Source organism: Allorhizobium sp. GW101-3B10 (assembly GCF_059424725.1).
In genome coordinates this window covers 1,725,825-1,749,911 of sequence record NZ_JBWKZR010000001.1, presented here as the reverse complement: position 1 = coordinate 1,749,911, position 24,087 = coordinate 1,725,825, and the positions used below count along the sequence as shown (strand labels likewise).

Here is a 24,087-nt window from a genome sequence, read left to right as displayed (position 1 = left end):
AAGGTTTCAGAATGCCACAAAGTGCTCCTTATCCATTCGAGGCGAAGAGGCACACATGGCGGAACTTGCGGAAATCGGACTGATCGGTCTTGGGGTCATGGGATCGAACCTGGCCCTCAACATCGCCGAGAAGGGCAGCCGCATCGCGGTGTTCAACCGCACGCCGGCGCGCACCGCGGAATTCGTCGCCGAGGCCGGGGCGCTCGCTCCCGCCATCATCGGCTGCGACACTATCGAGGCCTTCGTCGCTGCCATCCGCCCGCCGCGGCCGATCATCATCATGATCAAGGCCGGCGAGGCGGTCGACCAGCAGATCGACGCCCTGAAGCCGCTGCTGGCCGGTGGTGACATCGTCATCGACGCCGGCAATGCCAATTTCCGCGACACCATCGCGCGCTTCGACCGGCTGAAGAACACAGGACTGACCTTCATTGGCATGGGCGTGTCCGGTGGCGAAGAGGGCGCGCGTCACGGCCCCTCGATCATGGTCGGCGGCACGCAGCAGTCCTACGCCCGCGTCGAGAAGGTGCTGACCTCGATCGCCGCCCGCTACGAGGGCGATCCGTGCTGCGCCTGGCTGGGCGAGGGCGGGGCGGGGCACTTCGTCAAGACCATCCACAACGGCATCGAATATGCCGACATGCAGATGATCGCCGAGATCTACGGCGTGCTGCGCGACGGGTTGGGCAAGTCGGCCGGTGAGATCGGCGCGATCTTCGGTCAGTGGAACAGCGGCCGGCTCAACTCCTACCTGATCGAGATCACCGAAAAGGTGCTCGCCAGCGCCGACCCGGAAACCGGCAGGCCGATGGTCGACATGATCCTCGACCGCGCCGGCCAGAAGGGCACCGGCAAGTGGTCGGTGATCGAGGCGCAGCAGATGGGCGTGCCGGCCACCGCGATCGAGGCGGCGGTCGCCGCCCGCAGCCTGTCGTCGATGAAGGCCGAGCGCGAGGCGGCCGAGGCGCTGTTCGGTGCGCCGGCCTACGCCTTCCCGCTTGAGGACGGCGCGGCCCTGCTGAAGGATCTCGAACTGGCGCTGTTCGCCGCCAAGATCGGCGCCTATGCTCAGGGCTTTGCCGTCATAGCGGAGGCCTCGCGCGAATTCGGCTGGTCGCTCCCCATGCCGACCATCGCCCGCATCTGGCGCGCCGGCTGCATCATCCGTTCGCAATTCCTCGACGAGATCACCAAGGCCTTCACCGAAAAGCCCGACGTCGCCAACCTGATCGTCACGCCGGCCTTTTCCGCCATGGTGGCCGAGAGCCTGCCGTCGCTGCGCCGCATCGTCTCGGCCGCCGTCACCGCCGGCATTCCGGTTCCGGCCCTGTCTTCGGCGCTGTCCTATTTCGACGCTTACCGCCAGGCCCGCGGCACCGCCAACCTCATCCAGGCCCAGCGCGACTTCTTCGGCGCCCACGGCTTCGACCGCATCGACGGTCTTGCGATCCCCCACGGGCCATGGGGCGCGGGCGGCTGAGCTTCGGGGCACGTCGTCAAGGATAAGATGTCGGTTAGGGGCCGCCTCGGATTGTCGGCGACACCACGGGCAATTCTTCGTCAGCGACGACTGGAGACGAGGAGCGGAGTCGAGAGGCCCTCTTCTCCCCAGCGGGGAGAAGGTGGCGCGTAGCGCCGGATGAGGGGGAGCGAAGCCACCTGAGGTCGGCGCACTTAGCCCCCTCATCGCCTCACTGCGTTCGGCACTTCTCCCCGCTGGGGAGAAGAGGGAGGCCACGCCCGTCGCGCACCACCATCAGGCGCCAACTTTTCGCGCGCGAGCAAAGTTCCCGCGACCCGCGGCGCGCTCAGTCGTCCCAAACCGGCTGGCTGATGCTTTGCAGCATGTCGGGCGCCACGCCGTCGATGCTGGCGATCACCGCCTTGGCGAGTTCGCGGCCGGCGAGGCGCACGTCTTCGTAGGCCGTGATGATCTCCGGCCGGATCCAGTTGAGGATCGGCGCCGACTGCTTCGATACCATGTCGATGTCGCGCCCGACGCGTTTGCCCGCTGCCTCGATGCCGGCATTGACAGAAATGGCCGCACTTCCCGACGCGCAGATGATACCGTCCGGCGCGTCGGGCGAGCGCATCAGCGCCTCGATCCCGTCGCGGATCTCCGCCAGCGGCGTGTCGATATTGATGGAGAGCGGTACTTCCCTAGCGCCGAACTCGCGAAGGCCCGCCAGGAAACCGGTGCGCGTATGCGTGTAATAGGTCAGCTTGCTCGGTGGCTGCAAAAGGGCGATGCGCTTGCGGCCCCGCGCCACCAGCCTCTGCACCGCCTGGCGTGCATAGGCCTCGTTGTCGAAGTCGTGATAGGGATGGACGAGCCCGGCATCGGTGCGGCCGTGGGTGGCGAAGGGCATGTTCTGCTCGGTCAACAGCCTGACCCGGGCGTCGTCCGGCTCGATGCGCGAAATGATCACGCCGTCCGCCGATCCCGTGTCGAGGATGTAGCGCACCGGCTGCATCGGGTCCTTGCTGTGCGAATGCGGCGTGACGACGATGTGGTAGGGCGTGCCCGAAAGCACTTCCGAAATGCCGAAGACCATCTGGCTTGAAAAGCCCATGATCTCCTCGTCGATGCTGAGCACCAGGGCGATCACGTTCGTCTTGCCGGTCCTCAGGCGCACGCCGGCGCGGTTCGGCTGGTAGCCGAGCTGACGCGCCACCATGCGCACCCGCTCCTTGGTTTCCGCGCCGATGTCCGGCGCGTCCTTCAGTGCCCGCGACACGGTGGTGATGCCCAGGCCCGTCATGAAGGCGATCGTCTTGAGCGTTGGCCGCTCCTTGCCTTCCTTCGCGAGACCTGATCCGTCCCGCGGCTTGTCATGTTTCATGCTGTCCCCGCCGCTTCCCTTGAGCCGCCATTATAGTTGCCCGCGCGCCGGCTGCAAACGCGGCGGGACGATCAATGCGCAACGAACAACGGCTTAAATCTGTAACGATACAGTAGCTTTGTCGAGCGGGAATTTTCTATCTGTCGTGGCCGTTACGCACGCATGGAGGGAAGCATTGAAAAAGGTCCGCGTGGCACGCCAGGTTTCACGCGAATTTGCCGCAATGCACGGAAATGCCTGCCGCAACGCGGCAAAGTGCCGAAAACACAGCGGTAAAACCGGGTTGCGCAGAGCTTTTCACTACCCGCGTTTGGGGTGTCCAATGCTGCATTTGCGTGCTGCCTAGGGTGGAAAACGGCGGTGTAGCATAAAATTGACATCGCGGAGGTTGCGTCGTTAAATCGATTGTAATAGATTTTTCCGGCAACGTTTCAGTGAGGGAGGACACTCATGAATTTTCGTAGCGTCGCGGCAGCTTTGGCCGCAAGCGCAATACTACCGTTTTCCGTAAGCCAGGCTGCCGACCTCGAGGTCACCCATTGGTGGACCTCGGGCGGCGAGGCGGCCGCGGTCGCCGAACTCGCCAAGGCATTCGACGCCACCGGCAATAAATGGGTCGACGGCGCGATCGCCGGTTCGGGCGGAACGGCACGTCCGATCATGGTCAGCCGCATCACCGGCGGCGACCCGATGGCGGCCACCCAGTTCAACCACGGCCGCCAGGCCGAAGAACTGGCGCAGTCGGGCCTGATGCGCGACCTGACCGCCGTTGCGGAAAAGGAAAAGTGGAAGGACTTCATCCGGCCGCTCAGCCTGCTGGATTCCTGCACCATCGACGGCAAGATCTATTGCGCCCCCGTCAACATCCACTCCTGGCAGTGGCTGTGGCTTTCCAATGCCGCCTTCGAGAAGGCCGGCGTGCCCGTTCCGAAGAACTGGGACGAGTTCGTCGCGGCTGCTCCGGCGCTTGAAAAGGCCGGCATCCAGCCGCTCGCGGTCGGCGGCCAGCCGTGGCAGGCCAATGGCGCCTTCGGTGTTCTGATGATCGCCATCGGCGGCAAGGACACCTATCTCAAGGTGTTCCAGGACAAGGACGCGGAAGTGGCGGCCGGGCCTGAGATCGCCAAGGTGTTCAAGGCTGCCGACGATGCGCGCCGCATGTCCGCGGGCAGCAATGTCCAGGACTGGAACCAGGCGACCAATCTCGTCATCACCGGCAAGGCCGGCGGCCAGATCATGGGCGACTGGGCGCAGGGTGAATTCCAGCTGGCCGGCCAGGTGGCCGGCAAGGACTATACCTGCCTGCCGGGTCTCGGCGTCAACGAGATCATCACGACAGGCGGCGACGCCTTCTACTTCCCGGTGCTGAAGGACGAGGAAAAGTCCAAGGCGCAGGAAGTGCTGGCCTCGACGCTGGTCAATCCGGCCACCCAGGTCGCCTTCAACCTGAAGAAGGGCTCGCTTCCGATCCGCGGCGACGTCGATCTGGCGGCTGCCAATGACTGCATGAAGAAGGGCCTCGACATTCTCGCCAAGGGCAATGTCCTGATCAGCACCGACCAGATGCTGTCTGCCGACAGCCAGAAGCAGATGGAAGACCTGTTCTCCGAGTTCTTCGCCACGCCGTCGATGACGCCGGAGGATGCGCAGAAGCGCTTCACCGACATCATCGCCAGCGCCGATTGATCCATTCCTCCCGGCCGCAGTGTGCCGGTCCCGCCTTGGGCGGGGCCGGTGGCTGCGGGGAGGGGTGTCGGGCCCGGCTGTCGAAGGCCGGGTCACGCCACCAATGCGGATCGCGAAGAAAGGGAGTGACCCATGACGGGCCAAGTGCGCGCCGGTCGGCCGAACCAATTGCTGCGCAATCTCAATGCGAAGATTGCCTCCATCCCGATGATCCTGACCGCCGTCGTGGTGTTCCTCGGCGGAACGCTCTGGACCGTCTTCTATTCCTTCACCAATTCGAAGCTGCTGCCGCGGCTCTCCTTCGTCGGTCTCGACCAGTACGAGCGCCTTTGGGCCGCCCCGCGCTGGCTGATGGCCATCGAGAACCTCGCCGTCTACGGCATCCTGTCGCTGATCTTCAGCCTGGTGATCGGTTTCCTGCTGGCCGCCCTGATGGACCAGAAGATCCGCTTCGAGAATGCCTTCCGGACGATCTTCCTCTACCCGTTCGCGTTGTCCTTCATCGTCACCGGGCTGGTGTGGCAGTGGATCCTCAATCCGGAATTCGGCGTGCAGTCGATCGTGCGCTCGCTCGGCTGGGAGAGCTTCGCCTTCGACCCGCTCTACAATCCCGACATCGTCATCTACGGCATCCTCATCGCCGCGCTATGGCAGGGCACCGGCCTGGTCATGTGCCTGATGCTGGCCGGCCTGCGGGGCATCGACGAGGACATCTGGAAGGCGTCGCGGGTCGACGGCATTCCGATGTGGCGGACCTATCTCTTCATCATCATCCCGATGATGCGGCCGGTCTTCATCACCACGCTGGTCATCATCGCCAGCGGCATCGTCCGCGTCTACGACCTCGTCGTCGCCCAGACCAGCGGCGGCCCGGGCATCGCCTCCGAAGTGCCGGCGAAATACGTCTACGACTACATGTTCCAGGCGCAGAATCTCGGCCAGGGCTTTGCCGCCTCGACCATGATGCTGCTGACCGTCGCCATCATCGTCGTTCCCTGGGCCTATCTGGAATTCGGAGGAAAGAAGCGTGGCTAATCCCGCAACACTCGACGCGACGGCCGCCGGCATCGACGCAGTCTCCGACAGGGTCGGCTCCGGCCCGCGCGGCCGCAAGCCCCGGCGCACGCTCTCGTCGCGCAACATCATGCTCTACGGCACGCTGTTCTTCGCCGCCGTCTATTATCTCGTGCCGCTCTATGTGATGGTCGTGACCTCGCTCAAGGGCATGCCCGAGATCCGCCTCGGTAACATCTTCTCGCCGCCGATGGAGATCACCTTCGAACCCTGGGTCAAGGCCTGGGCCGAAGCCTGCACGGGGCTCAACTGCGACGGCCTGTCGCGCGGCTTCTGGAACTCCGTGCGCATCACCATTCCCTCGACCATCGTGTCGATTATTATCGCCTCGGTGAACGGCTATGCGCTCGCCAACTGGAAGTTCAAGGGCTCGGAGATCTTCTTCACCATCCTGATCGTCGGCGCCTTCATCCCCTATCAGGTGATGATCTATCCGATCGTCATCGTGCTGCGTGAAATGGGCATCTACGGCACGTTGACCGGTCTCGTCATCGTCCACACCATCTTCGGCATGCCGATCCTGACGTTGCTGTTCCGCAACTATTTCGTCTCGCTGCCGGAGGAACTGTTCAAGGCGGCCCGCATCGACGGGGCCGGGTTCTGGCAGATCTACGGGCGGATCATGCTGCCCATGTCGCTGCCGATCTTCGTCGTGGCGATGATCCTGCAGATCACCGGCATCTGGAACGACTTCCTGTTCGGCGTCGTGTTCACGCGGCCGGAATACTATCCGATGACCGTTCAGCTCAACAACATCGTCAATTCGGTGCAGGGCGTGAAGGAATACAACGTCAACATGGCCGCGACCCTGTTGACCGGTCTCGTCCCGCTCATCGTCTATTTCGTATCCGGCCGGCTCTTCGTCCGGGGTATCGCCGCCGGCGCAGTGAAGGGTTAAGTGCTCATGTCCAACAGTGTATCGATCAGGGATCTGTCGCTCTCGTTCGGAGCGGTTACCGTTCTCGAGGACCTGAACCTCGACATTCGCGACGGCGAATTCCTCGTCCTGCTCGGCTCGTCCGGCTGCGGAAAGTCGACGCTTCTCAATTGCATCGCCGGCCTGCTGGAGCCGACCGACGGGCAGATCTTCATCAAGGACAGGAACGTCACCTGGGAGGAGCCGAAGGACCGCGGCATCGGCATGGTCTTCCAGTCCTACGCACTCTATCCGCAGATGACGGTGGAGAAGAACCTGTCCTTCGGTCTCCGGGTCGCCAAGGTGCCGGAAGACAAGATCCGCGAGAAGGTGGCGCGTGCAGCCGAGATCCTGCAGATCGGGCCGCTTCTGAAGCGCAAGCCGGCCGAGCTCTCCGGTGGCCAGCGCCAGCGCGTGGCCATCGGCCGGGCGCTGGTCCGCGACGTCGACGTCTTCCTGTTCGACGAACCGCTCTCCAACCTCGACGCGAAGCTGCGCTCGGAGCTGCGCGTCGAGATCAAGCGGCTGCATCATTCGCTGAAGAACACGATGATCTACGTCACCCACGACCAGATCGAGGCGCTGACGCTCGCCGACCGCATCGCCATCATGAAGAGCGGCGTGATCCAGCAGCTCGACGATCCGATGGTCATCTACAACCGGCCGAAGAACCTGTTCGTCGCCGGCTTCATCGGCTCGCCCTCGATGAACTTCCTGCGCGGCGAACTGGTCGAGCGGGCAAGCGGCCTGGTCTTCACCACCAACGGCGTCGACTTCTTCCTCGACGGCTACGAGGCGGCCGGGCCGCTTAACCCCGGCAGCAAGGTGGTACTCGGCATCCGCCCGGAACATGTGCTGATCGACGACGAGGTGCCGGCCGGCGCCGAGGCCCACGAGGCCGTGGTCGACATCGAGGAACCGATGGGCGCTGACAACCTCTTGTGGCTGAAACATGCCGGCCACGTCATGTCGGTCCGCACCTCCGGCACCCGCCGCTATCGGCCGGGTGCAAAGCTGCGCCTCGGCTTCGACATGTCGGTTGCCTCGCTGTTCGATGCGGAGACGGAGGAGCGGCTATGAGACGCATGACCTGCCCCTCGCCCTGACCCGACGGGGGTCGAGCCGCGTGTCTCGACCCCTCCTTCGGACCCCCGTAGGCGGGGAGAGGGAATGGCCGGGGCGGGGCCGCTTGTCCCTTCTCCCCGTTCACGGGGGTGAGGAATAGTCGGCGAAGCCGACGAAACGATCCAGTGAATCGTTTCGAATGACGAACGCCCTGAGCCCCAGCGAAGGGCTGGCAGAGGTGCCGGCAGGCGGATGAGGGGCCTGAAAGCATGGCCCCTTATGACCGCAAGAAATGCAATGGGCCGACGGCCCGAAATGAGATGGCCCATGACGATTGCTTCCGACACACAGAACACCATCGACCTCTCCGGCGAATGGCGCCTGTCCACGGCCGACGGTCAGCACGGAGCGGCGATGACGCTGCCGGGCGACGTGCATTCGGCGCTTCAAGCCGCCGGCATCATTGCCGACCCCTATTTCGGCCGCAACGAGGAAGCCGTGCAGTGGGTGGCCGAGCATGACTGGACGCTGGAACGGTCGTTCTTTCTCGATCACGCCGACAGCCAATGGTACCTCGACATCGACTATCTCGACACGGTCGCGGTCGTCTTCGTCAACGACGTGCCGGTGCTCTCCGCCGACAACTGCTTCCGCCGCTACCGGCCGGACGTCTCGGCCGCGCTCCAGCCGGGCGAGAACACCATCCGCATTCTCCTGCACTCCTCAATCTCAGCCGGCGCCGAGCGCCAGGCGCGCCAGCCCTTCTACATTCCCTATTCGACGAACAATTCGCCGATCGCCAACGGCAACATGCTGCGCAAGCCGCAATGCCATTTCGGCTGGGACTGGAACATCGCGGTGGCACCGCTCGGCCTCTACGGCACGGTTGCGTTGAAGAAGCTCGACCCGGCGCGCATAGAGCATCTGGAGACCGAGCAGGTCCATCACGAGGACGGCAGCGTCGACCTGCATGTGAGGCTCACCCTCCATGCCTTCGAGCCGAGCGTCGTGCCGGTGCATTTCGAATTCGACGGTGTGCGCGAGCGCCTCGATTGCGGCATTCCCGCCGGCGAGACCGTGATCGCCCACGTCTTCCACATCGACAGGCCGCGCCTCTGGTGGCCGGCCGGCAGCGGCGAGCAGGCGCTCTATACGCTGTCCGCCGACATTCCGGGCGAGACGCTGACCCGCCGCATCGGCCTGCGCACCATTGCCCTCATTACCGACCCGGACGAGGCCGGTTCGCGCTTCGCCTTCAAGGTCAACGGCCGCGAGATCTTCTGCCGCGGCGCCAACTGGATCCCGGCCGACGCGCTCTTTTCCCGCGCCAGCCAGGAAAAGACCGAGGACCTGCTGCAGTCAGCGGTCGCCGCCCACATGAACATGATCCGCGTCTGGGGCGGCGGATTCTACGAGCAGGACTATTTCTACGACCTCTGCGACCGGCTCGGCCTGATGGTCTGGCAGGACTTCATGTTCGCCTGCAACCTCTATCCCTGCACCGAGGACTTCCTGTCGAACGTCTCCCAGGAAGTCGACTATCAGGTCCGCCGCCTGTCCTCCCATTCGTCGATCGCGCTGTGGTGCGGCGACAACGAACTGGTCGGCGCGCTCACCTGGTTCAAGGAGAGCCGCGACAATCGCGACCGTTATCTCGTCGCCTATGACCGCCTGAACCGGGTTATCGAGCAGGGGGTCAAGAAGGCCTATCCAAAAGCCATCTGGTGGCCGTCGAGCCCGGCCTCGGGCTATCTCGACTACGGCGACGCCTGGCATGCCGACGGCTCCGGCGACATGCACTACTGGTCCGTCTGGCACGAGAATAAGAGTTTCGCTAATTACCGAACTATCAAACCGCGCTTCTGCTCGGAATTCGGCTTCCAGTCCTACACCTCGATGCCGGTCATCGAGACCTTCGCCGACACGGGCGACATGAACATCGCTTCGCCGGTGATCGAGCTGCACCAGAAGAATGCCGGCGGCAACGAGCGGATCGCCGGCACCATGTTCCGCTATTTCCGCTTCCCCAAGGACTTTGCCAATTTCGTCTATCTCTCGCAGATCCAGCAGGGCCTGGCGATCGGCACGGCGGTCGACTATTGGCGATCGCTGAAACCCCATTGCATGGGCACGCTCTACTGGCAGCTCAACGACACCTGGCCGGTCGCCTCCTGGTCGAGCCTCGACTATGGCGGCAGCTGGAAAGCGCTGCATTACATGGCGCGACGCTTCTTCCAGCCGGTCAATGTCGTCGCCGTCCCGAGCGAGGACGGAACGAGCATTGCCTTCTCCATGGTCAACGACACCCTGGAAGAGCTGACGATCGACATGAACCTCCTTGCCGTCACCCTCGACGGCGAGCGCCTGCCGATCCGCACCGCCACCGGCACATGCCCGCCCGACCGCGCCGCGCCACTCCTGACGCTCGACGAGACGGAAATCCCAGTCGACGCGCTGCTCGCCTGGAGCTTCATCGCCACCAATGGCATGAGCGGCGAGGGGCACCTGGCGCTTCAGCCCTACAAGGCCTTGGAACTCCAGCCCTCCGGCCTGGAGACGAGCGTCGCTCCGCTCGCCGACGGCCGGTTCGAGATCACGGTCAGCGCCACCGGCCTCGCGCTCTTCGTCATGCTCGAGGCGGACTGCCCGGGTCGCTACTCCGACAACGCCTTCGATCTTCACGCCGGCATGAGCCGCCGCGTCACCTTTACCCCGACCACGCCCCTCGAGGATGGCCGGATCCCGCAGTTTCGAACCTACGATCTCCAGAGCTGCCAGCAACTCGGCTGAGGCGATCGTCAGACAAGAACAGGACGTCACGGCGGACCCGCGCTGAACGTCCGAAAAACAGGAGGAATGACCCCATGAGCAAATTTGGTTTCCAGCTTTACAGCGCCCGCAATTTTCAGCCCTTCACCAATATCTATCCGCTGCTCGCCGAAGCCGGATACACCCATGTCGAAGGCTATGGCGCCATGTATGCCGCCCTCGATGACGCCGGCCTCGATGCGATGCGCGGCGATCTCGACCGCAACGGGCTGACCATGCCGACCGGCCACTTCGGTCTCGACCTTCTGGAAAGCGACCCGACCCGCGCGCTGAGGATCGCCAGGCTGCTCGGCATCGAGGCGGTCTACTGCCCCTATCTCTTGCCCGACATGCGGCCCAAGGACGCCAGCAGCTGGTTCTCCTTCGGCCAGCGCCTGCAGGAAATCGGCAAGCCGCTGCGTGATGCGGGGCTGACCTTCGGCTGGCACAACCACGACTTCGAATTCGCCACACTGGAGGACGGCTCCACGCCACAGGAGCAGATCTTTGCCGGCGGTCCGGAGCTCGCCTGGGAGGCCGACATCGCCTGGATCATCCGCGGCGCCGCCGATCCCTTCGCCTGGATCGAGAGCTACGGCAAGCGCATCACTGCGGTCCACGTCAAGGACATCGCGCCGGCAGGCACCAATACCGAAGAAGACGGCTGGGCCGATGTGGGGCAGGGGACCGTGCCGTGGAAGGATCTGATGGCCGCGCTCAAAGCCTATGGCGTGCGCCACTACATCCTCGAACACGACAATCCGAAGGATGTGGGCCGCCTCATCAAGCGCTCCATCGCCGCCTTCAACACCTACTGATCCTCCCACGGCATTTCACCCAATCAGGACATATTCCATGGCACGCGAACTCGGCGTCGGCATCATCGGATGCGGCAATATCTCGACCACCTACTTCTCGCTCGCACCGCTCTTCAAGGGGCTGAAGGTGCTGGCCTGCTCCGACATCAACATGAACGCCGCCGAACTTCGCGCCGAGGAATACGGCGTGAAGGCCCAGACGATCGAAGACCTGCTCGCCAATGACGAGCTGGACATCATCGTCAACCTGACCATCCCGGATGCGCATTATGCGGTATCGAAGCGCATCCTCGAAGCCGGCAAGCACGTCTACTCGGAAAAGCCACTGGTCCTGAGCCTCGAACAGGGCGAGGACCTGCGGCGGATCGCCAGCGGCAAGGGGCTCTCCGTCGGCTGCGCGCCGGACACCTTCCTCGGCGGTGCCCACCAGCTGGCCCGCGCCTTCATCGACAAGGGCGGCATCGGCCGGATCACCGCGGGCACCTGCCACGTCATGAGCCCCGGCATGGAGATGTGGCATCCGAACCCGGACTTCTTCTTCCTGCCCGGCGGCGGTCCGATCCTCGATCTCGGCCCCTACTACATCGCCAATCTGATCAACCTCATCGGCCCGGTGAAGCGGGTTGCCGCCTTGACCTCGATGGCGAGCGAGACCCGCACCATCACCAGCCAGCCGCGTGCCGGCGAGGTCATCCCGGTGAAGACGCCGACGAACGTTCACGCCCTTCTCGAGTTTCAGAACGGCGCGACCATCACCCTCTCGGCCAGCTGGGATGTCTGGTCGCACCGCCACGCCAACATGGAGCTCTACGGCACCGAAGGCTCGCTCTACGTGCCCGACCCCAACTTCTTCGGCGGTCTCGTCGAGGCTTCCGGCCGGGACAAGGACATCAAGCCGCTGGAGAACTGGAACCACCCGTTCGGCGTCAACAACCAGGACCACGCCAGCGGCCCGCGCGCCAACTACCGCACGGCCGGCCTCGCCGACATGGCGGTCGCCATCCTCGAAGGCCGCGACGCCCGCTGCTCGCTCGACCGCGCCCTGCATGGCGTCGACGTCATGACGGCGATCCTCAAATCCGGCGAGACGGGCCAGTTCGTCACGCTCTCCACCACCTGCACCCAGCCCGCCGCGCTCGACATCGAGGAGGCGCAGGCTCTGCTCAGGTGACGGCGAGCATGCAGAAAAGTATGAGGAGACGGTGACCGGCCCCTCATCCGGCTGCCACCACCTTCTCCCCGCAGGCGGGGAGAAGGCCGATGTGGTCGCCGTTCTGCCCCTTCTCCCCGCTTGCGGGGAGAAGGTCCCGGCAGGGGGATGAGGGGCCGCTCAAGCACCTTGGCCGACCGTATTCTTTGGAGACTTTCATGACCTATACCCCCGCCGAAGACCGCTACGAGCGGATGACCTACAACCGCTGCGGCGGGAGCGGCCTCAAGCTGCCGGCGATCTCGCTCGGCCTGTGGCACAATTTCGGCGACGACACGCCGCATGCCCTGAAGCAGTCGATCGTCCGCAAGGCCTTCGACCTCGGCATCACCCATTTCGACCTCGCCAACAATTACGGCCCGCCCGGCGGCGCATCCGAAACCGCCTTCGGCGCGATCCTGAAGTCCGATCTGGCGGGATACCGCGATGAACTCGTCATCTCGTCCAAGGCCGGCTACGGCATGTGGCCCGGTCCCTATGGCGAATGGGGCAGCCGCAAATACCTGATTGCGTCGTGCGACCAGAGCCTCAAGCGTTTGGGCCTCGACTATGTCGACATCTTCTATTCGCACCGCTTTGACCCAGACACGCCGCTCGAAGAGACCTGCGGGGCGCTCGACCATATCGTCCGGTCGGGCAGGGCGCTTTATGTCGGCCTCTCCTCCTACAATTCGAAGCGCACCCGCGAGGCGGTGGAAATCCTGAAGAGCCTCGGCACGCCCTGCCTGATCCACCAGCCGAGCTATTCGATGATCAACCGCTGGATCGAGGAAGACGGCCTGATCGACACGCTGGAGGAACTCGGTATCGGCTCGATCGTCTTCTCGCCGCTCGCCCAGGGCATGCTGACCTCCAAATATCTCGGCGGCATCCCCGACGAGAGCCGGGCGGCGCAGGACAAGTCGCTGAACCGCGATTTCCTCAACGAGCGCAATGTCGAGAACATCCGCAAGCTGAACGCCATCGCCGAGCGGCGCGGCCAGACGCTCGCCCAGATGGCGCTCGCCTGGGTGCTGCGCGGCGATCGCATCACCACGGCGCTGATCGGCGCGTCAAAGCCGTCCCAGGTCGAGGACTGCGTAAAGGCGCTGGCGAAACGCGATTTCACCGCGGACGAACTGGCCGAGATCGACATCTACGCGAAGGATGCCGACATCAACCTCTGGGCTGCCTCGGCGGAACGCAAGGGGCCTGCCCGGAAGAAGAAGTGACGCTGGAATTCGGGTTTACCCCCTCTGGCCTGCCGGCCATCTCCCCCCTTGAGGGGGGGAGATCGACTTAACGGCTGCCCCCCGCCTGGCCATCGTCGCCGGCTCGGTTGGGGCACCATGCCAGCGGATGATCTCCCCCCTTGAGGGGGAGATGTCGGCGTAGCCGACAGAGGGGGGTGCCCCCATACACGGAGGAGAGACGCAGTATGATCCACAACCCCATCCTGCCGGGCTTCAACCCGGACCCGTCTATCGTCCGGGTCGGCGAGGACTACTACATCGCCACCTCCACCTTCGAGTGGTATCCGGGCGTGCAGATCCATCACTCGCGCGACCTCGTCAACTGGACGCTGGTGCGCCGGCCGCTGGAGCGGAAATCCCAGCTCGACATGCGCGGCAATCCCGACAGCTGCGGCGTCTGGGCCCCGTGCCTGTCGCATGCCGACGGCCAGTTCTTTCTCGTCTACACCGACGTCAAGCGCTTCGACGGCAACTTCAAGGACGCGCACAACTACATCGTCACCGCCCCGTCGATCGATGCCGAATGGTCCGATCCGGTCTATGTCAACTCCTCCGGCTTCGATCCCTCGCTGTTCCACGATGACGACGGCCGCAAATGGTTCCTCAACATGCAGTGGAACCACCGCACCGAGAGCTTTGGGGGTTCGCCCAAGCATCCCGCCTTCGACGGCATCCTGCTGCAGGAATGGGACCCGGCGACCCGCAAGCTGGTCGGGCCGGTCAAGAACGTCTTTCCCGGCAGTCCGCTCGGCCTGGTCGAGGGGCCGCATCTGTTCAAGAAGAACGGCTGGTACTACCTGACCACCGCCGAGGGCGGCACCGGCTATGGCCATGCCGTGACCATGGCGCGGTCACGGACGATCGAGGGGCCTTACGAAATGCATCCGGACATGCATCTGATCACGTCCAAGGATCATCCGGAGGCAGCGCTCCAGCGTGCTGGTCATGGGCAGTATGTCGAGACACCCGAGGGCGAGGCCTATCACACCCATCTCTGCGGCCGGCCGCTGGAACCCAAGCGGCGCTGCACGCTCGGGCGCGAGACGGCACTGCAGAAATGCGTGTGGAAGGACGACGGCTGGCTCTACCTCGAAAGCGGCACCCCTGTGCCGGCGGTCGAGGTCGCGCCGCCGAAGCCGGTGGAGCGCATCGCGCGGCCGGAAACCATCCGCCGCGATTTCGACGACGCGGCCCTGCCGCCCGAGTTCCAGTGGCTGCGCACGCCCGAGCCCGACCGCCTGTTCTCCCTTGCCGCCCGGCCGGGTCACCTGCGGCTCTTCGGCCGCGAAAGCCTCGGCTCCTGGTTCGAGCAGTCCCTGGTGGCGCGCCGGCAGGAAGACCATCGTTTCCGCGCCGAGACCCGCATCGACTTCGCGCCCGACACCTACCAGCAGGTTGCCGGCCTCACCCACTACTACAATCGCCACAAGCTGCATGCGCTCGGCGTGACCCTGCACGAGAAGCTCGGCCGCGTCGTGACCATCCTCTCTTGCGCCGGCGACTATCCTAATAGCCGGCTAAGCTTCCCGGCGGGTCCCGGCGCGAGCCTGCCCGATGGCCCCGTCGATCTCGCCATGGAGGTGAGCGGCAACGATCTGCAGTTCTTCTGGCGGCTGGCTGTCGGCGGCACGGGCGAGGGGGGCGGAGAGGCCGCCTGGCAGCCGATCGGCCCTGTGCTCGACGCCGGCGTGATCTCCGACGAAGGCGGCCGCGGCGAGCACGGCTCATTCACCGGCGCCTTCACCGGCATGTTCGCCTTCGACACCAGCGGGAGAGGCCAGCCGGCCGATTTCGACCATTTTGTCTACCGGCGGCTCTGAGCCTGACCGATGTCCCTCTTCTCCCCAGCGGGGAGAAGATGCCCGAAGGGCAGATGAGGGGGGCCCATGCCGAGGTCTACACCTGAGGGTGTTTCGCCCCCTCATCCGGCGCTTCGCGCCACCTTCTCCCCGTTGGGGAGAAGAGGGGGGCGCCAAGCTCACCCCAGCCGCTCGGCATGCCACTTCAGGTGATCGTCCATGAAGGTCGAGATGAAGTAGTAGGAATGGTCGTAGCGCTCGTGCATCCGGAGCGTAAGCCCGATGTCGGTCCCCTGGATCGCCTCTTGGAACAGCCAGGGCTTCAGGCCGGTTTCGAGAAAGCTGTCGGCCTTGCCCTGGTCGATGAGGAATTCGGGGAAGCGGGCGCCGTCCTCGACCAGCGCGCAGGCATCGTATCCCCGCCACATGGTCCGGTCGGCGCCGAGATATTTCTCGAACGCGTCCTGCGTCCAGTCGGCGGTCAGCGGATTGACGATCGGGGCGAAGGCCGAGCAGCTCTTGAAGCGTTCCGGGTTCTTCAGCGCCATGGTCATCGCGCCGTGGCCGCCCATCGAATGGCCGAAAATGCCCTGCCGGTCCATGTCGACGCGGAAATGCTCGGCCACCAGCGCCGGCAGTTCTTCCGTGACGTAGGAATACATCTGGAAGTTCTCGGCCCAGGGGCTTTCGGTGGCATCGAGATACATGCCTGCGCCCTTGCCCATCTTCCAGTTGGTCAGTTCGTCCGGCACGTCCGTGCCGCGCGGGCTGGTGTCGGGGCAGACGACGATCAGGCCGAGCTCGGCGGCCATGCGGCGATACTCGCCCTTCTCCATGACATTGGCGTGGGTGCAGGTGAGGCCCGACAGATACCACAGCACCGGCCGGCGCTCGGCGATCGCCTGCGGCGGCACGAAGACGGCAAAGGTCATGTCGCACTTGGTCGTCTGCGATTCGTGGGAGAACACGCCCTGCATGCCGCCGAACGCGGTGTTCTGGGAGAGGATCTTCATGGGGGACTGTCCTTGTTGCCTAGCCGGCCAGCGACACCGCCCCGTTGACGGCGGCGGCGACCAGCACGGTATTGAAGAGATACGATACGATCGAATGGAGAAGGTTGATCTTCCGCATCGACGTCGAGGTGATGGCGGTGTCTGAGGTCTGCGCCGTCATGCCGATGACGAAGGAAAAGTAGAGGAAATCATAGCCGCAGGGGTCGGGCGATCCGGAGAACTCCAACCCGCCGCGATTGTCCGGCGCCTCCGTCGTGGTGTCGGGCCGCCAGTAGAGATGGCCGTAGTGGATCGCCGCCATGGTGTGGATGGTCAGCCAGCCGCCGAGCACCGAGGCAAAGGCCAGCACCATCTCGAGCGGGTCGCCGCCCGTTTCGCGGTTGAGCGCAAGAAAGAGCGAGACGATCGCCACCACCACCGCGGTCAGCGTGACCGCCATGATGACGGGCGCCGGAGCATCGGCCTCCTCGGCCCTGTCCTTCAGGTAGTCGGCGGTCATCTGCGGCAGACGAAGCCCGATCAGCACGAGATAGGTCAGGAAAAACATTACGGCGCCGACCTCGAGCACCAGCAACGGCTTGAACAGGGTGACGACGAGCACGGCGATCACCGAGGCTGCGAGCGCGGCGTAGAACGGCCCGTGCCGATAGTCGATCAGGCGGTCAAAACGGCTGGCCATGTCCGATCCTCCGGTATGCGTCTTGTGTCGAAGGGGCTTCGACTAGCACGCCTTGGCCCGCCGGCAAAGGCGGTCCAGCGTTTCGAGGAAGGCCGAGCGGTCGCGCGGCGAAAAGGCGGCATTGTAGCCCTTGCTCTCGCCGGTCTCGCGCAGATGGGCGCCAAGGTCGCGCATCGCGGTCGCCATGCCGATATTGGTCTTGTCGAACACCCGGCCGGTCGGCCCGGTGACGAAGGCGCCGGCCGCGACGCAGCGGCCTGCCAGCGGCACGTCGGCCGTCACCACGATGTCGCTTGCACCGGCACGCTCGGCGATCCAGTCGTCGGCGGCGTCGAAGCCGTTGGAGACGATCACGTTCTTGACCATCGGGTCGCGCGAGGGCCGTAGGCCCGAATTGGCGACGAAGGTCACCTCGAGGCCGTGGCGTTCCGCGACTTTCAGGATTTCCGGCTTGACCGGACAGGCATCGGCATCGACGTAGATCACTGAGGTCTTCAATCCTTCATTGCGCCGAGGCCGAATAGCCTCGCGTCAGTCGCGCGTCCAGACCTCGCCGGTGACCTTTTCCGAGCCGCCATAGGTCCAGACACCCTGCCAGGTGCCGTCCGGCTGCTCGAAATACATGGCGATGCCGAAATTGTCTTCCGCCACGTAACCGACCGAGATCGCGGTGTCGTCCTCGCCGGCCGGGCCCATTTCGAAGCGGTCGCCGACAAACTTGGCGCCAAGCCCGGTGCCGATCGATTCCTTGCCGCCGATATTCCACACGACGATGTAGGTTTCGCCGTGACGGGAGACTTCCACCGTCCCGGTATATTCCTTGCCGCTGTCCGGGTTCATCCCGACCAGCGTGTAGCTGCCGGTCGGATCGGCCGCGGCGACGCCCGGCAGAGCGAGCATGGCAATGGCAGTCAGTGCGTATTTGATCGACATGTGGTTCCCCCCTGATGGATTGCCGACCGGACGATCGGTAGAGCCGCAATCTAGCATGTTTCCCTGCATTTGCAGGGGGAGGGAGCGCCCGGCCGTCCTGACTATTTTCAGGACGGCCGGGCGCATGGAATCAATAGATCACGACGCCGCGGATGCTTTCGCCCTTGTGCATCATGTCGAAACCCTTGTTGATGTCGTCGAGCGGCATGGTGTGGGTGATCATCGGGTCGATGAGGATCTTGCCCTGCATGTACCAGTCGACGATCTTCGGCACGTCGGTGCGGCCGCGCGCGCCGCCGAAGGCCGTGCCCATCCAGTTGCGGCCGGTGACCAGCTGGAAGGGCCGCGTCGAGATCTCCTGCCCGGCACCGGCCACCCCGATGATGATCGACTTGCCCCAGCCGCGATGCGAGGCCTCCAGCGCCTGGCGCATCACCTTGGTATTGCCGGTGCAGTCGAAGGTGTAGTCCGCCCCGCCGATCAGGTCGCCATTGCGCTTGGTCAGGTTGACGAGATAGGGCACGATGTCGTCGCCGACTTCCTTCGGATTGACGAAATGCGTCATGCCGAACTTTTCGCCCCAGGCCTTGCGGTCGTTGTTGATGTCGACACCGATGATCATGTCGGCGCCCGCCAGGCGAAGCCCCTGCAGCACGTTGAGCCCGATGCCGCCGAGTCCGAAGACGATGGCGGTCGCGCCGATCTCCACCTTGGCGGTGTTGATCACGGCGCCGATACCGGTCGTCACGCCGCAGCCGATATAGCAGATCTTGTCGAAGGGGGCGTCCGGGTTGACCTTGGCCACCGCGATCTCCGGCAGCACGGTGAAGTTGGAAAAGGTCGAGCAGCCCATGTAGTGGTGGATCTTGTCCTTGCCGATCGAAAACCGCGAGGTGCCGTCCGGCATCAGCCCCTGGCCCTGGGTGGAGCGGATGGCGGTGCACAGGTTCGTCTTGCGGCTGAGGCAGGAATAGCATTCGCGGCATTCCGGCGTGTAGAGCGGAATGACATGGTCGCCCTTCTTCACCGAGGTGACGCCCGGTCCGACATCGACAACGATGCCGGCGCCCTCATGGCCGAGAATGGCCGGAAACAGGCCTTCCGGATCGGCGCCGGAGAGCGTGAAGTCGTCGGTATGGCAAATCCCCGTCGCCTTGACCTCGATCAGCACCTCGCCGGCCCGCGGGCCTTCGAGCTGCACCGTCATGATTTCCAGCGGTTTGCCGGCCTGCACGGCAACGGCGGCGCGAACGTCCATGGTCTCTTCTCCGATAGTGGCAATTGAGCGTTAGAAGTTTGGCACGGCGGACGGCCGGGCCTCAAGAGGCCGGGGAAACATCCCGTGGCGTCCGCTGCCAGAAATAGGGTCGTCGCGCCGTCAGCGCAGCTCGATCAGCGGCACGTGGCGGGCCGAATCGCGCCGCATCTGGCCGGTCAGCCTCGGGTCGTCGGTCACCTCGACCATGAAGGCATAGGGCCGGAAGCCGGAGCGCTGGTAGAAGGAAAGGGCGCCCGGATGGTCGAAATGGCAGGTGTGCACCCAGAACCGCCGGATCGGCCGCGCCCAGGCCTTGTCGATCGCCGCATTCATCAGCATGCGTCCGGCGCCCTGGCCGATCGCATCGGTAACGAGGCCGAAAAAGGCAAGCTCGCATTCGCCCTCGGTACGGAAATCGAGTTCCAGCAGCCCGATGCGCCGCCCGCCGTGGGTCAGCGCATAAACGTGAACCTCCGGATGGGAGAGAATCGCGCGAAGTTCCTCGTCGGGCATGACGAGCCGCGAAAACCACATCCATTCCTCGCCGATGGCACGAAACAGCGCCCGGTATTCGGTAAGGTCGGGATCCTCCCAGCGTTCGATCGTCAGCCCCGGCTCGGCCGGGCGCGCGGGCTTGGCCGGCGGTTTCTCCAGCATTTCCAGGCAGGTGACGACATTGGCGATCTTGCCGGCGGGCACGGCCGAATAGCCGTCGGGGAGGGGAGTGTTCGCGGTATCCATGGCTGTCTTTGGAACCGTTCGGCCCATCCAAGTCAAGGGGCCGGTCGTCAGATCGGCGCGGTGGTGAACAGCCTGTCGCAGGCGTAGATGATTCCCCCGGCATGGATCGACAAGGCCGCGCAAAGCCCGAAACCAGTCATCAGTCGCTGCTGCGGGTTCATCGCCTCGAGCTGCAGGCGCGGCTTGACCTTGCGCGTGCGGATCAGGCTGAGGAGCGCGAAGACCGAAAGCCCGGCCATCAGCGCCTGTGACGAGAGGCCGATCCGCCACCCGGTCCAGACGATGGCCGAGGCCACGGTGAAGGTGGCGAGGATCTGCATCGTCCGTCCGGCAAACAGCTGGCGCAGCACCTGGCCGCCGTCGAAACGGTGCATCGGCAAAAGGTTGAGCAGGTTGAAGGCGGAAAGGATCAGCAGCAGCACCAGCACCGGGGCTTCCATCGTCGGCGCGAGCAGCCCGTCGGCCGTCGCCTCATGGGCGCCGATCAGGATCGGCACGGCGAAGGCAGAGACCCCGGCGCCCATCAGCGCGCAGGTCGCCACCTCGAACCGGCTGGCATAAGGCCGCCCGCCGATGGCGATGCCGCCCAAGAGCGGCACGAAGATCATCCGCGTATTGAGATGGCCGAAGGTGCGAAACGCCACCATGTGACCAAGTTCGTGAAAGACGATCACCAGCGTCAGGAAGACGGAGATCATCAGTCCATTGCTGTCCAGGCCGAAGAACGGCCAGAGCATCAGCGTCGACAGGGTTGCAAGGGCGGCCTGGCTCAGGGGATGCTCGAGCCGCCCGCGACCCGCCGCCCTGGTGCCGCCGAGATGCCGTTCCAGCGCGGCCATTTCCCGGTGCAGCATCAGGTAGCGATGGAGCAGGAAGCCGAGACCGCGATAGCTGTCGGTCTGTTCGATCGTCACGGACGAGCCCTCGATCGCCGGGCCGATCCTGCGGACCTCGCGATAGCCCGACCAGAAATCCATGTCGAGCGCGCTGTCGGCGACGATTCGAAGCTCGCAGGAAAACTCGCCGTCCGCGGTGACCCCGGTCCGGTCGATCGCCAGCACGCGGATGATCGGTCGGCCGCTGCGGTCGGGGTCGCGATAGCACAGTTCCAGGCGGTCCGGCTTGCCCTCGATCGGCCGGACCGAGGTGACGGCCGGGTGCCAGTCGGCCAGTCCGCCGGCGGGCCGGGTCATGTCCCACAGTTCTTCCGGTCGCCTGTCCAGCCGCCGCCGCACCGAGATGGTTCGGGTGCCGAGCGGCGCGGCCATCAGCAGCCAGATCAGGCCGAGATTGACGCCGAGCAGGACAAAGGCGGAGTGGAAGATCGTCATCGCGTCATTCCCTTCAGGAAGGCGTCGGAAGGGGGGCGGTCATCACGCCACCATCTCCCTGTCGAGGAAAAACGAATCCGGCACGTGCAGCCAGCGCCGCGGCGTTTCCGCCCGCGCCGGGGGGCGGCTGCGCAGCGGCAGCACGGTCTCGATCAACGCTTCCCAGTCGGGATGGCGGGCATGGACCGCGGTTTCGCGATCGATCGTCTCGAGAATGGCGATCTCGGCGGAGGAGAGGAGGGAGGTACTCGGGTCCAGCCGGTCGCGCAGGATCCGATGCACATAGGCGATATCGTCCGCACCGATCCCCGCGCGCCGGCTCCGGCTTCTGGCATAGGCGCCGCGCCCCGCGGCAAGCGCGATGCTGAGCTGGTCGAGCATCAGCGTCCGCAGCGAGGGCGGCACGTGACGGGCGATATCCATCATGTGAAGAACTGCCGCAAGTTCGAGTTCACCCTCGATGATGCCGTCGTTCGACAGAACGCGTTTCACCCACTCGACGTTGATCTCGTCGAGCGAGCCGATGGGATAGCAGTGGTGGACGAGGAAACCGGCCATCTGTTCGACGAAGTAGTCGGCCCATTCCGGGCACTTTTCGGGACAGCACGTGTTGAGCGCCAGGAGCGTCACGACGTCGTCGGGAGTCCTGACGCCTTCCGGAAACGTATATCTCCGCAGCAGCAGCAGGTCCTCGACGGACAATCTGTTCTTCCCGGCGACGACACATGCCGGAAAAGAGAGCCGAAATTCGCTCATCTTTCTATCCCTGTTTCATCATGAAACCGAGCGGAACATAGTCCGACAAACCTTGCGTTTCCGCAAAGGGAATGGGTTAGCAGGCGTTTGCCGTGAAAGCTAAAATTAGCGCCTTTCGGCGGCGCGGCGTTGTTCCCGCCAGAGAATGAACAGACCCGAGCCGACGATGATCAGGATACCGACCCATTTCGATACAGTCGGGAAATCGTCAAACAGGGCATACCCTAAAATGGTCGCTGCGATGATCTCGAAATACTGGAAAGGCGCCAGCACCGACAGCGGCGCCATGCGGAAGGCGCGCACCACGATGAGGTGGGCATAGCCCGAGATCGAGCCGAGGATCACCAGCAGCGCCAGCGCCAGCCAGGACGCGGGAAGTGAGATGGCGAAGTCCTCCTGCCCCATGGCATTGCCGCCGATCAGCACCGCCCCCATGAAGAGCGTGCCGCCGATCCCGGCCATGGTCTGCATGGTGACCGGCGCGTCGGCTTCGCCGATGGCGCGATTGAGGAACATGTAGAGCGCGTAGAGAAAGGCGCAGGCGACCGGCAGGAGCGAGGTGAGGCCGAAGACCGCATAGCTCGGCTGGATGACGATCATCGCCCCGCCGAAGCCGACCACGATCGCCAGCCAGCGCCGCCAGCCGACCCTCTCGCCGAGGAAGATCGCCGACAGCGCCGTCAGGATGAAGGGTTCGACGAAATAGATGGCGAAGACGTCGGCGAGCGGCATGTACTTGACCGCGGTGAAGAACATCAGGCTGGCCGCCCCGTGCAGCACGCCGCGCAGCAGGTTGAGCCCCGGCCGCTTGGCCGACAGCGCGCTCCAGCCGTTCATCGCGAGCAGGAAGGGCAGGATGCAGACGAGCTGGAAGAAGAAGCGGTAGAAATTCACCTGGCCGGGCGACATGCCCTCGACATTCGCCATGTATTTGGCGATCGCGTCCATGAACGGCAGCACCATCATGCAGCCGGCCATCAGGGCCATGCCCTTGATCGTCGTGTCGGTGCTCGAGGGGCGGTTGTCGGGCATGGCAGTCGGCCTCGTTAAAGCGCTCACCAAGCACTTGTGCGAGAGTCGTTCAAGCCCGATCGCGGCGGGCTCGGTACGGGGGAGGCCGCTAGGCTCCTGCCGGCAACGTTTGCTTCTCGACCGGCGCCTCCTCGCGCACGGTCGGCCCGAACACTTCCTCGAAGGCCTCGCGAAGCCGGATGTCGACATCGGCCATCATCACCAGCTGGCCGAGATCGACCAGGCTCGTCACGCCGTAGGCGCTGATTCCGCAGGGCACGATGCCGGAAAAATGCGACAGGTCCGGATCGACATTGATCGACAGCCCGTGGAAGCTCACCCAGCGGCGCAGCCGGATGCCGAGCGCGGCGATCTTGTCCTCCGCCATGGAGCCGTCGGCGAGCGCCGGCTTTTCCGGACGGCGCACCCAGACGCCGACCCGGTCCTCGCGGCGTTCGCCCTTGACGTTCATCTTCTCGAGCGTGCGGATCACCACCTCTTCGAGCGACGCCACATAGGCGCGCACGTCCTGACGGCGGCGCTTGAGGTCGAGCATCACATAGGCCACCCGCTGGCCCGGGCCATGATAGGTGTATTCGCCGCCCCGACCGGTGGAAAAGACCGGGAATCGATCCGGCTCGATCAGGTCCGCGGAATCGGCGCTCGTTCCGGCGGTGTAGAGCGGCGGATGTTCGAGCAGCCAGACCAGTTCATCCGCCTCGCCATCGGCGATCGCGGCGACCTGGCGCTCCATCTCGGCGACCGCTTCCTCGTAGGGAACGAGGCCTTCGGAGATGCGCCAGCGCACCGGTGGCGAGCCGGGTACGGCGAACATTTCGGTGGAAAGGTCGGTGCGCTGCATCGGGAAAAGCCCTCTTTTTCCCTCTACTTGGCAAGAAAGCCCATGGACTTCA

At 64.6% G+C, this 24,087-nt stretch carries 21 protein-coding genes; 10 read left to right on the top strand and 11 right to left on the bottom strand.

Annotated features, from left to right (window positions below):
* Positions 1–55 precede the first annotated feature (55 nt).
* Positions 56–1,480 carry an NADP-dependent phosphogluconate dehydrogenase gene (gnd, locus tag AC07Y0_RS08410; protein ID WP_498676286.1) on the top strand — a complete coding sequence of 475 codons (1,425 nt, stop codon included), beginning with the start codon at positions 56–58 and terminating at the stop codon, positions 1,478–1,480.
* A 328-nt stretch (positions 1,481–1,808) separates the two neighbouring features.
* Here the strand turns inward: gnd and AC07Y0_RS08405 are convergent, their stop codons facing one another.
* Positions 1,809–2,843: a LacI family transcriptional regulator gene (locus AC07Y0_RS08405; protein WP_498676284.1), complete on the bottom strand. Its 1,035-nt coding sequence runs from the start codon at positions 2,841–2,843 to the stop codon at positions 1,809–1,811.
* A gap of 450 nt (positions 2,844–3,293) precedes the next feature.
* On the opposite strand from AC07Y0_RS08405, the gene AC07Y0_RS08400 reads away from it, so the two are divergent.
* The 9 genes from AC07Y0_RS08400 (at position 3,294) to AC07Y0_RS08360 (ending at position 15,472) form a co-directional block, all read left to right on the top strand.
* A complete protein-coding gene (locus AC07Y0_RS08400; protein ID WP_028735124.1) occupies positions 3,294–4,529 on the top strand; it encodes an ABC transporter substrate-binding protein in 1,236 nt (411 codons plus the stop codon).
* Between the two features lie 132 nt (positions 4,530–4,661).
* Entirely contained in the window at positions 4,662–5,564 is a 903-nt protein-coding gene (locus tag AC07Y0_RS08395; protein WP_028735125.1) for a carbohydrate ABC transporter permease, read from the top strand.
* Complete coding sequence (locus tag AC07Y0_RS08390) at positions 5,557–6,501, top strand: carbohydrate ABC transporter permease (RefSeq protein ID WP_498676282.1); 945 nt, start codon at positions 5,557–5,559, stop codon at positions 6,499–6,501. Before AC07Y0_RS08395 ends, AC07Y0_RS08390 begins: the two co-directional genes overlap by 8 nt.
* Before the next feature lie 6 nt (positions 6,502–6,507).
* Positions 6,508–7,599: an ABC transporter ATP-binding protein gene (locus AC07Y0_RS08385; protein ID WP_498676280.1), complete on the top strand. Its 1,092-nt coding sequence runs from the start codon at positions 6,508–6,510 to the stop codon at positions 7,597–7,599.
* A 300-nt stretch (positions 7,600–7,899) separates the two neighbouring features.
* Positions 7,900–10,374 (top strand): beta-mannosidase, encoded by a 2,475-nt coding sequence (locus AC07Y0_RS08380; RefSeq protein ID WP_498676278.1) that lies wholly within the window; start codon positions 7,900–7,902, stop codon positions 10,372–10,374.
* 74 nt (positions 10,375–10,448) lie between these two features.
* The gene (locus tag AC07Y0_RS08375) at positions 10,449–11,210 is read left to right on the top strand and encodes a sugar phosphate isomerase/epimerase family protein (RefSeq protein ID WP_498676276.1); all 762 of its coding nucleotides are present in this window, start codon (positions 10,449–10,451) and stop codon (positions 11,208–11,210) included.
* A 37-nt stretch (positions 11,211–11,247) separates the two neighbouring features.
* Positions 11,248–12,381, top strand: coding sequence for a Gfo/Idh/MocA family protein (locus AC07Y0_RS08370; RefSeq protein ID WP_498676274.1), 1,134 nt, complete (start codon positions 11,248–11,250; stop codon positions 12,379–12,381).
* Positions 12,382–12,578: 197 nt separating this feature from the next.
* Complete coding sequence (mgrA, locus tag AC07Y0_RS08365) at positions 12,579–13,631, top strand: L-glyceraldehyde 3-phosphate reductase (protein WP_498676272.1); 1,053 nt, start codon at positions 12,579–12,581, stop codon at positions 13,629–13,631.
* Between the two features lie 206 nt (positions 13,632–13,837).
* Complete coding sequence (locus AC07Y0_RS08360) at positions 13,838–15,472, top strand: glycoside hydrolase family 43 protein (protein ID WP_498676270.1); 1,635 nt, start codon at positions 13,838–13,840, stop codon at positions 15,470–15,472.
* Between the two features lie 158 nt (positions 15,473–15,630).
* On the opposite strand, the gene fghA is transcribed toward AC07Y0_RS08360, so the two are convergent.
* The 10 genes from fghA to lipB form a co-directional block, all read right to left on the bottom strand.
* Positions 15,631–16,464 carry an S-formylglutathione hydrolase gene (gene fghA / locus AC07Y0_RS08355; protein ID WP_498676268.1) on the bottom strand — a complete coding sequence of 278 codons (834 nt, stop codon included), beginning with the start codon at positions 16,462–16,464 and terminating at the stop codon, positions 15,631–15,633.
* Positions 16,465–16,483: 19 nt separating this feature from the next.
* Positions 16,484–17,143, bottom strand: coding sequence for a DUF1345 domain-containing protein (locus tag AC07Y0_RS08350; protein WP_498676266.1), 660 nt, complete (start codon positions 17,141–17,143; stop codon positions 16,484–16,486).
* A 42-nt stretch (positions 17,144–17,185) separates the two neighbouring features.
* Positions 17,186–17,629: a YaiI/YqxD family protein gene (locus AC07Y0_RS08345; RefSeq protein WP_498676264.1), complete on the bottom strand. Its 444-nt coding sequence runs from the start codon at positions 17,627–17,629 to the stop codon at positions 17,186–17,188.
* Positions 17,630–17,674: 45 nt separating this feature from the next.
* Complete coding sequence (locus AC07Y0_RS08340; protein WP_498676263.1) at positions 17,675–18,076, bottom strand: hypothetical protein; 402 nt, start codon at positions 18,074–18,076, stop codon at positions 17,675–17,677.
* A gap of 130 nt (positions 18,077–18,206) precedes the next feature.
* Positions 18,207–19,334 carry an S-(hydroxymethyl)glutathione dehydrogenase/class III alcohol dehydrogenase gene (locus AC07Y0_RS08335; RefSeq protein WP_498676261.1) on the bottom strand — a complete coding sequence of 376 codons (1,128 nt, stop codon included), beginning with the start codon at positions 19,332–19,334 and terminating at the stop codon, positions 18,207–18,209.
* Between the two features lie 120 nt (positions 19,335–19,454).
* On the bottom strand, positions 19,455–20,075 hold the full coding sequence (locus AC07Y0_RS08330) for a GNAT family N-acetyltransferase (RefSeq protein WP_498676260.1): 621 nt from the start codon (positions 20,073–20,075) through the stop codon (positions 19,455–19,457).
* Positions 20,076–20,122: 47 nt separating this feature from the next.
* Positions 20,123–21,406, bottom strand: a complete 1,284-nt coding sequence (locus tag AC07Y0_RS08325) for a zinc metalloprotease (protein WP_498676258.1) — start codon at positions 21,404–21,406, stop codon at positions 20,123–20,125.
* Between the two features lie 42 nt (positions 21,407–21,448).
* Positions 21,449–22,162, bottom strand: a complete 714-nt coding sequence (locus AC07Y0_RS08320) for a hypothetical protein (protein ID WP_498676256.1) — start codon at positions 22,160–22,162, stop codon at positions 21,449–21,451.
* Between the two features lie 105 nt (positions 22,163–22,267).
* A complete protein-coding gene (locus tag AC07Y0_RS08315; protein WP_498676253.1) occupies positions 22,268–23,194 on the bottom strand; it encodes a DMT family transporter in 927 nt (308 codons plus the stop codon).
* Positions 23,195–23,282: 88 nt separating this feature from the next.
* Positions 23,283–24,035, bottom strand: coding sequence for a lipoyl(octanoyl) transferase LipB (lipB, locus tag AC07Y0_RS08310; RefSeq protein ID WP_498676251.1), 753 nt, complete (start codon positions 24,033–24,035; stop codon positions 23,283–23,285).
* Between the last annotated feature and the right edge of the window lie 52 nt (positions 24,036–24,087).

Excerpts from the sequence above, each read along its gene's own strand:
- gnd (WP_498676286.1), top strand. The coding sequence starts at position 56 with ATGGCGGAACTTGCGGAAATCGGACTGATCGGTCTTGGGGTCATGGGA.
- AC07Y0_RS08405 (WP_498676284.1), bottom strand. The coding sequence starts at position 2,843 with ATGAAACATGACAAGCCGCGGGACGGATCAGGTCTCGCGAAGGAAGGC.
- AC07Y0_RS08400 (WP_028735124.1), top strand. The coding sequence starts at position 3,294 with ATGAATTTTCGTAGCGTCGCGGCAGCTTTGGCCGCAAGCGCAATACTA.
- AC07Y0_RS08395 (WP_028735125.1), top strand. The coding sequence starts at position 4,662 with ATGACGGGCCAAGTGCGCGCCGGTCGGCCGAACCAATTGCTGCGCAAT.
- AC07Y0_RS08385 (WP_498676280.1), top strand. The coding sequence starts at position 6,508 with ATGTCCAACAGTGTATCGATCAGGGATCTGTCGCTCTCGTTCGGAGCG.
- AC07Y0_RS08380 (WP_498676278.1), top strand. The coding sequence starts at position 7,900 with ATGAGATGGCCCATGACGATTGCTTCCGACACACAGAACACCATCGAC.
- AC07Y0_RS08375 (WP_498676276.1), top strand. The coding sequence starts at position 10,449 with ATGAGCAAATTTGGTTTCCAGCTTTACAGCGCCCGCAATTTTCAGCCC.
- AC07Y0_RS08370 (WP_498676274.1), top strand. The coding sequence starts at position 11,248 with ATGGCACGCGAACTCGGCGTCGGCATCATCGGATGCGGCAATATCTCG.
- mgrA (WP_498676272.1), top strand. The coding sequence starts at position 12,579 with ATGACCTATACCCCCGCCGAAGACCGCTACGAGCGGATGACCTACAAC.
- AC07Y0_RS08360 (WP_498676270.1), top strand. The coding sequence starts at position 13,838 with ATGATCCACAACCCCATCCTGCCGGGCTTCAACCCGGACCCGTCTATC.
- fghA (WP_498676268.1), bottom strand. The coding sequence starts at position 16,464 with ATGAAGATCCTCTCCCAGAACACCGCGTTCGGCGGCATGCAGGGCGTG.
- AC07Y0_RS08350 (WP_498676266.1), bottom strand. The coding sequence starts at position 17,143 with ATGGCCAGCCGTTTTGACCGCCTGATCGACTATCGGCACGGGCCGTTC.
- AC07Y0_RS08340 (WP_498676263.1), bottom strand. The coding sequence starts at position 18,076 with ATGTCGATCAAATACGCACTGACTGCCATTGCCATGCTCGCTCTGCCG.
- AC07Y0_RS08335 (WP_498676261.1), bottom strand. The coding sequence starts at position 19,334 with ATGGACGTTCGCGCCGCCGTTGCCGTGCAGGCCGGCAAACCGCTGGAA.
- AC07Y0_RS08330 (WP_498676260.1), bottom strand. The coding sequence starts at position 20,075 with ATGGATACCGCGAACACTCCCCTCCCCGACGGCTATTCGGCCGTGCCC.
- AC07Y0_RS08325 (WP_498676258.1), bottom strand. The coding sequence starts at position 21,406 with ATGACGATCTTCCACTCCGCCTTTGTCCTGCTCGGCGTCAATCTCGGC.
- AC07Y0_RS08320 (WP_498676256.1), bottom strand. The coding sequence starts at position 22,162 with ATGAGCGAATTTCGGCTCTCTTTTCCGGCATGTGTCGTCGCCGGGAAG.
- AC07Y0_RS08315 (WP_498676253.1), bottom strand. The coding sequence starts at position 23,194 with ATGCCCGACAACCGCCCCTCGAGCACCGACACGACGATCAAGGGCATG.
- lipB (WP_498676251.1), bottom strand. The coding sequence starts at position 24,035 with ATGCAGCGCACCGACCTTTCCACCGAAATGTTCGCCGTACCCGGCTCG.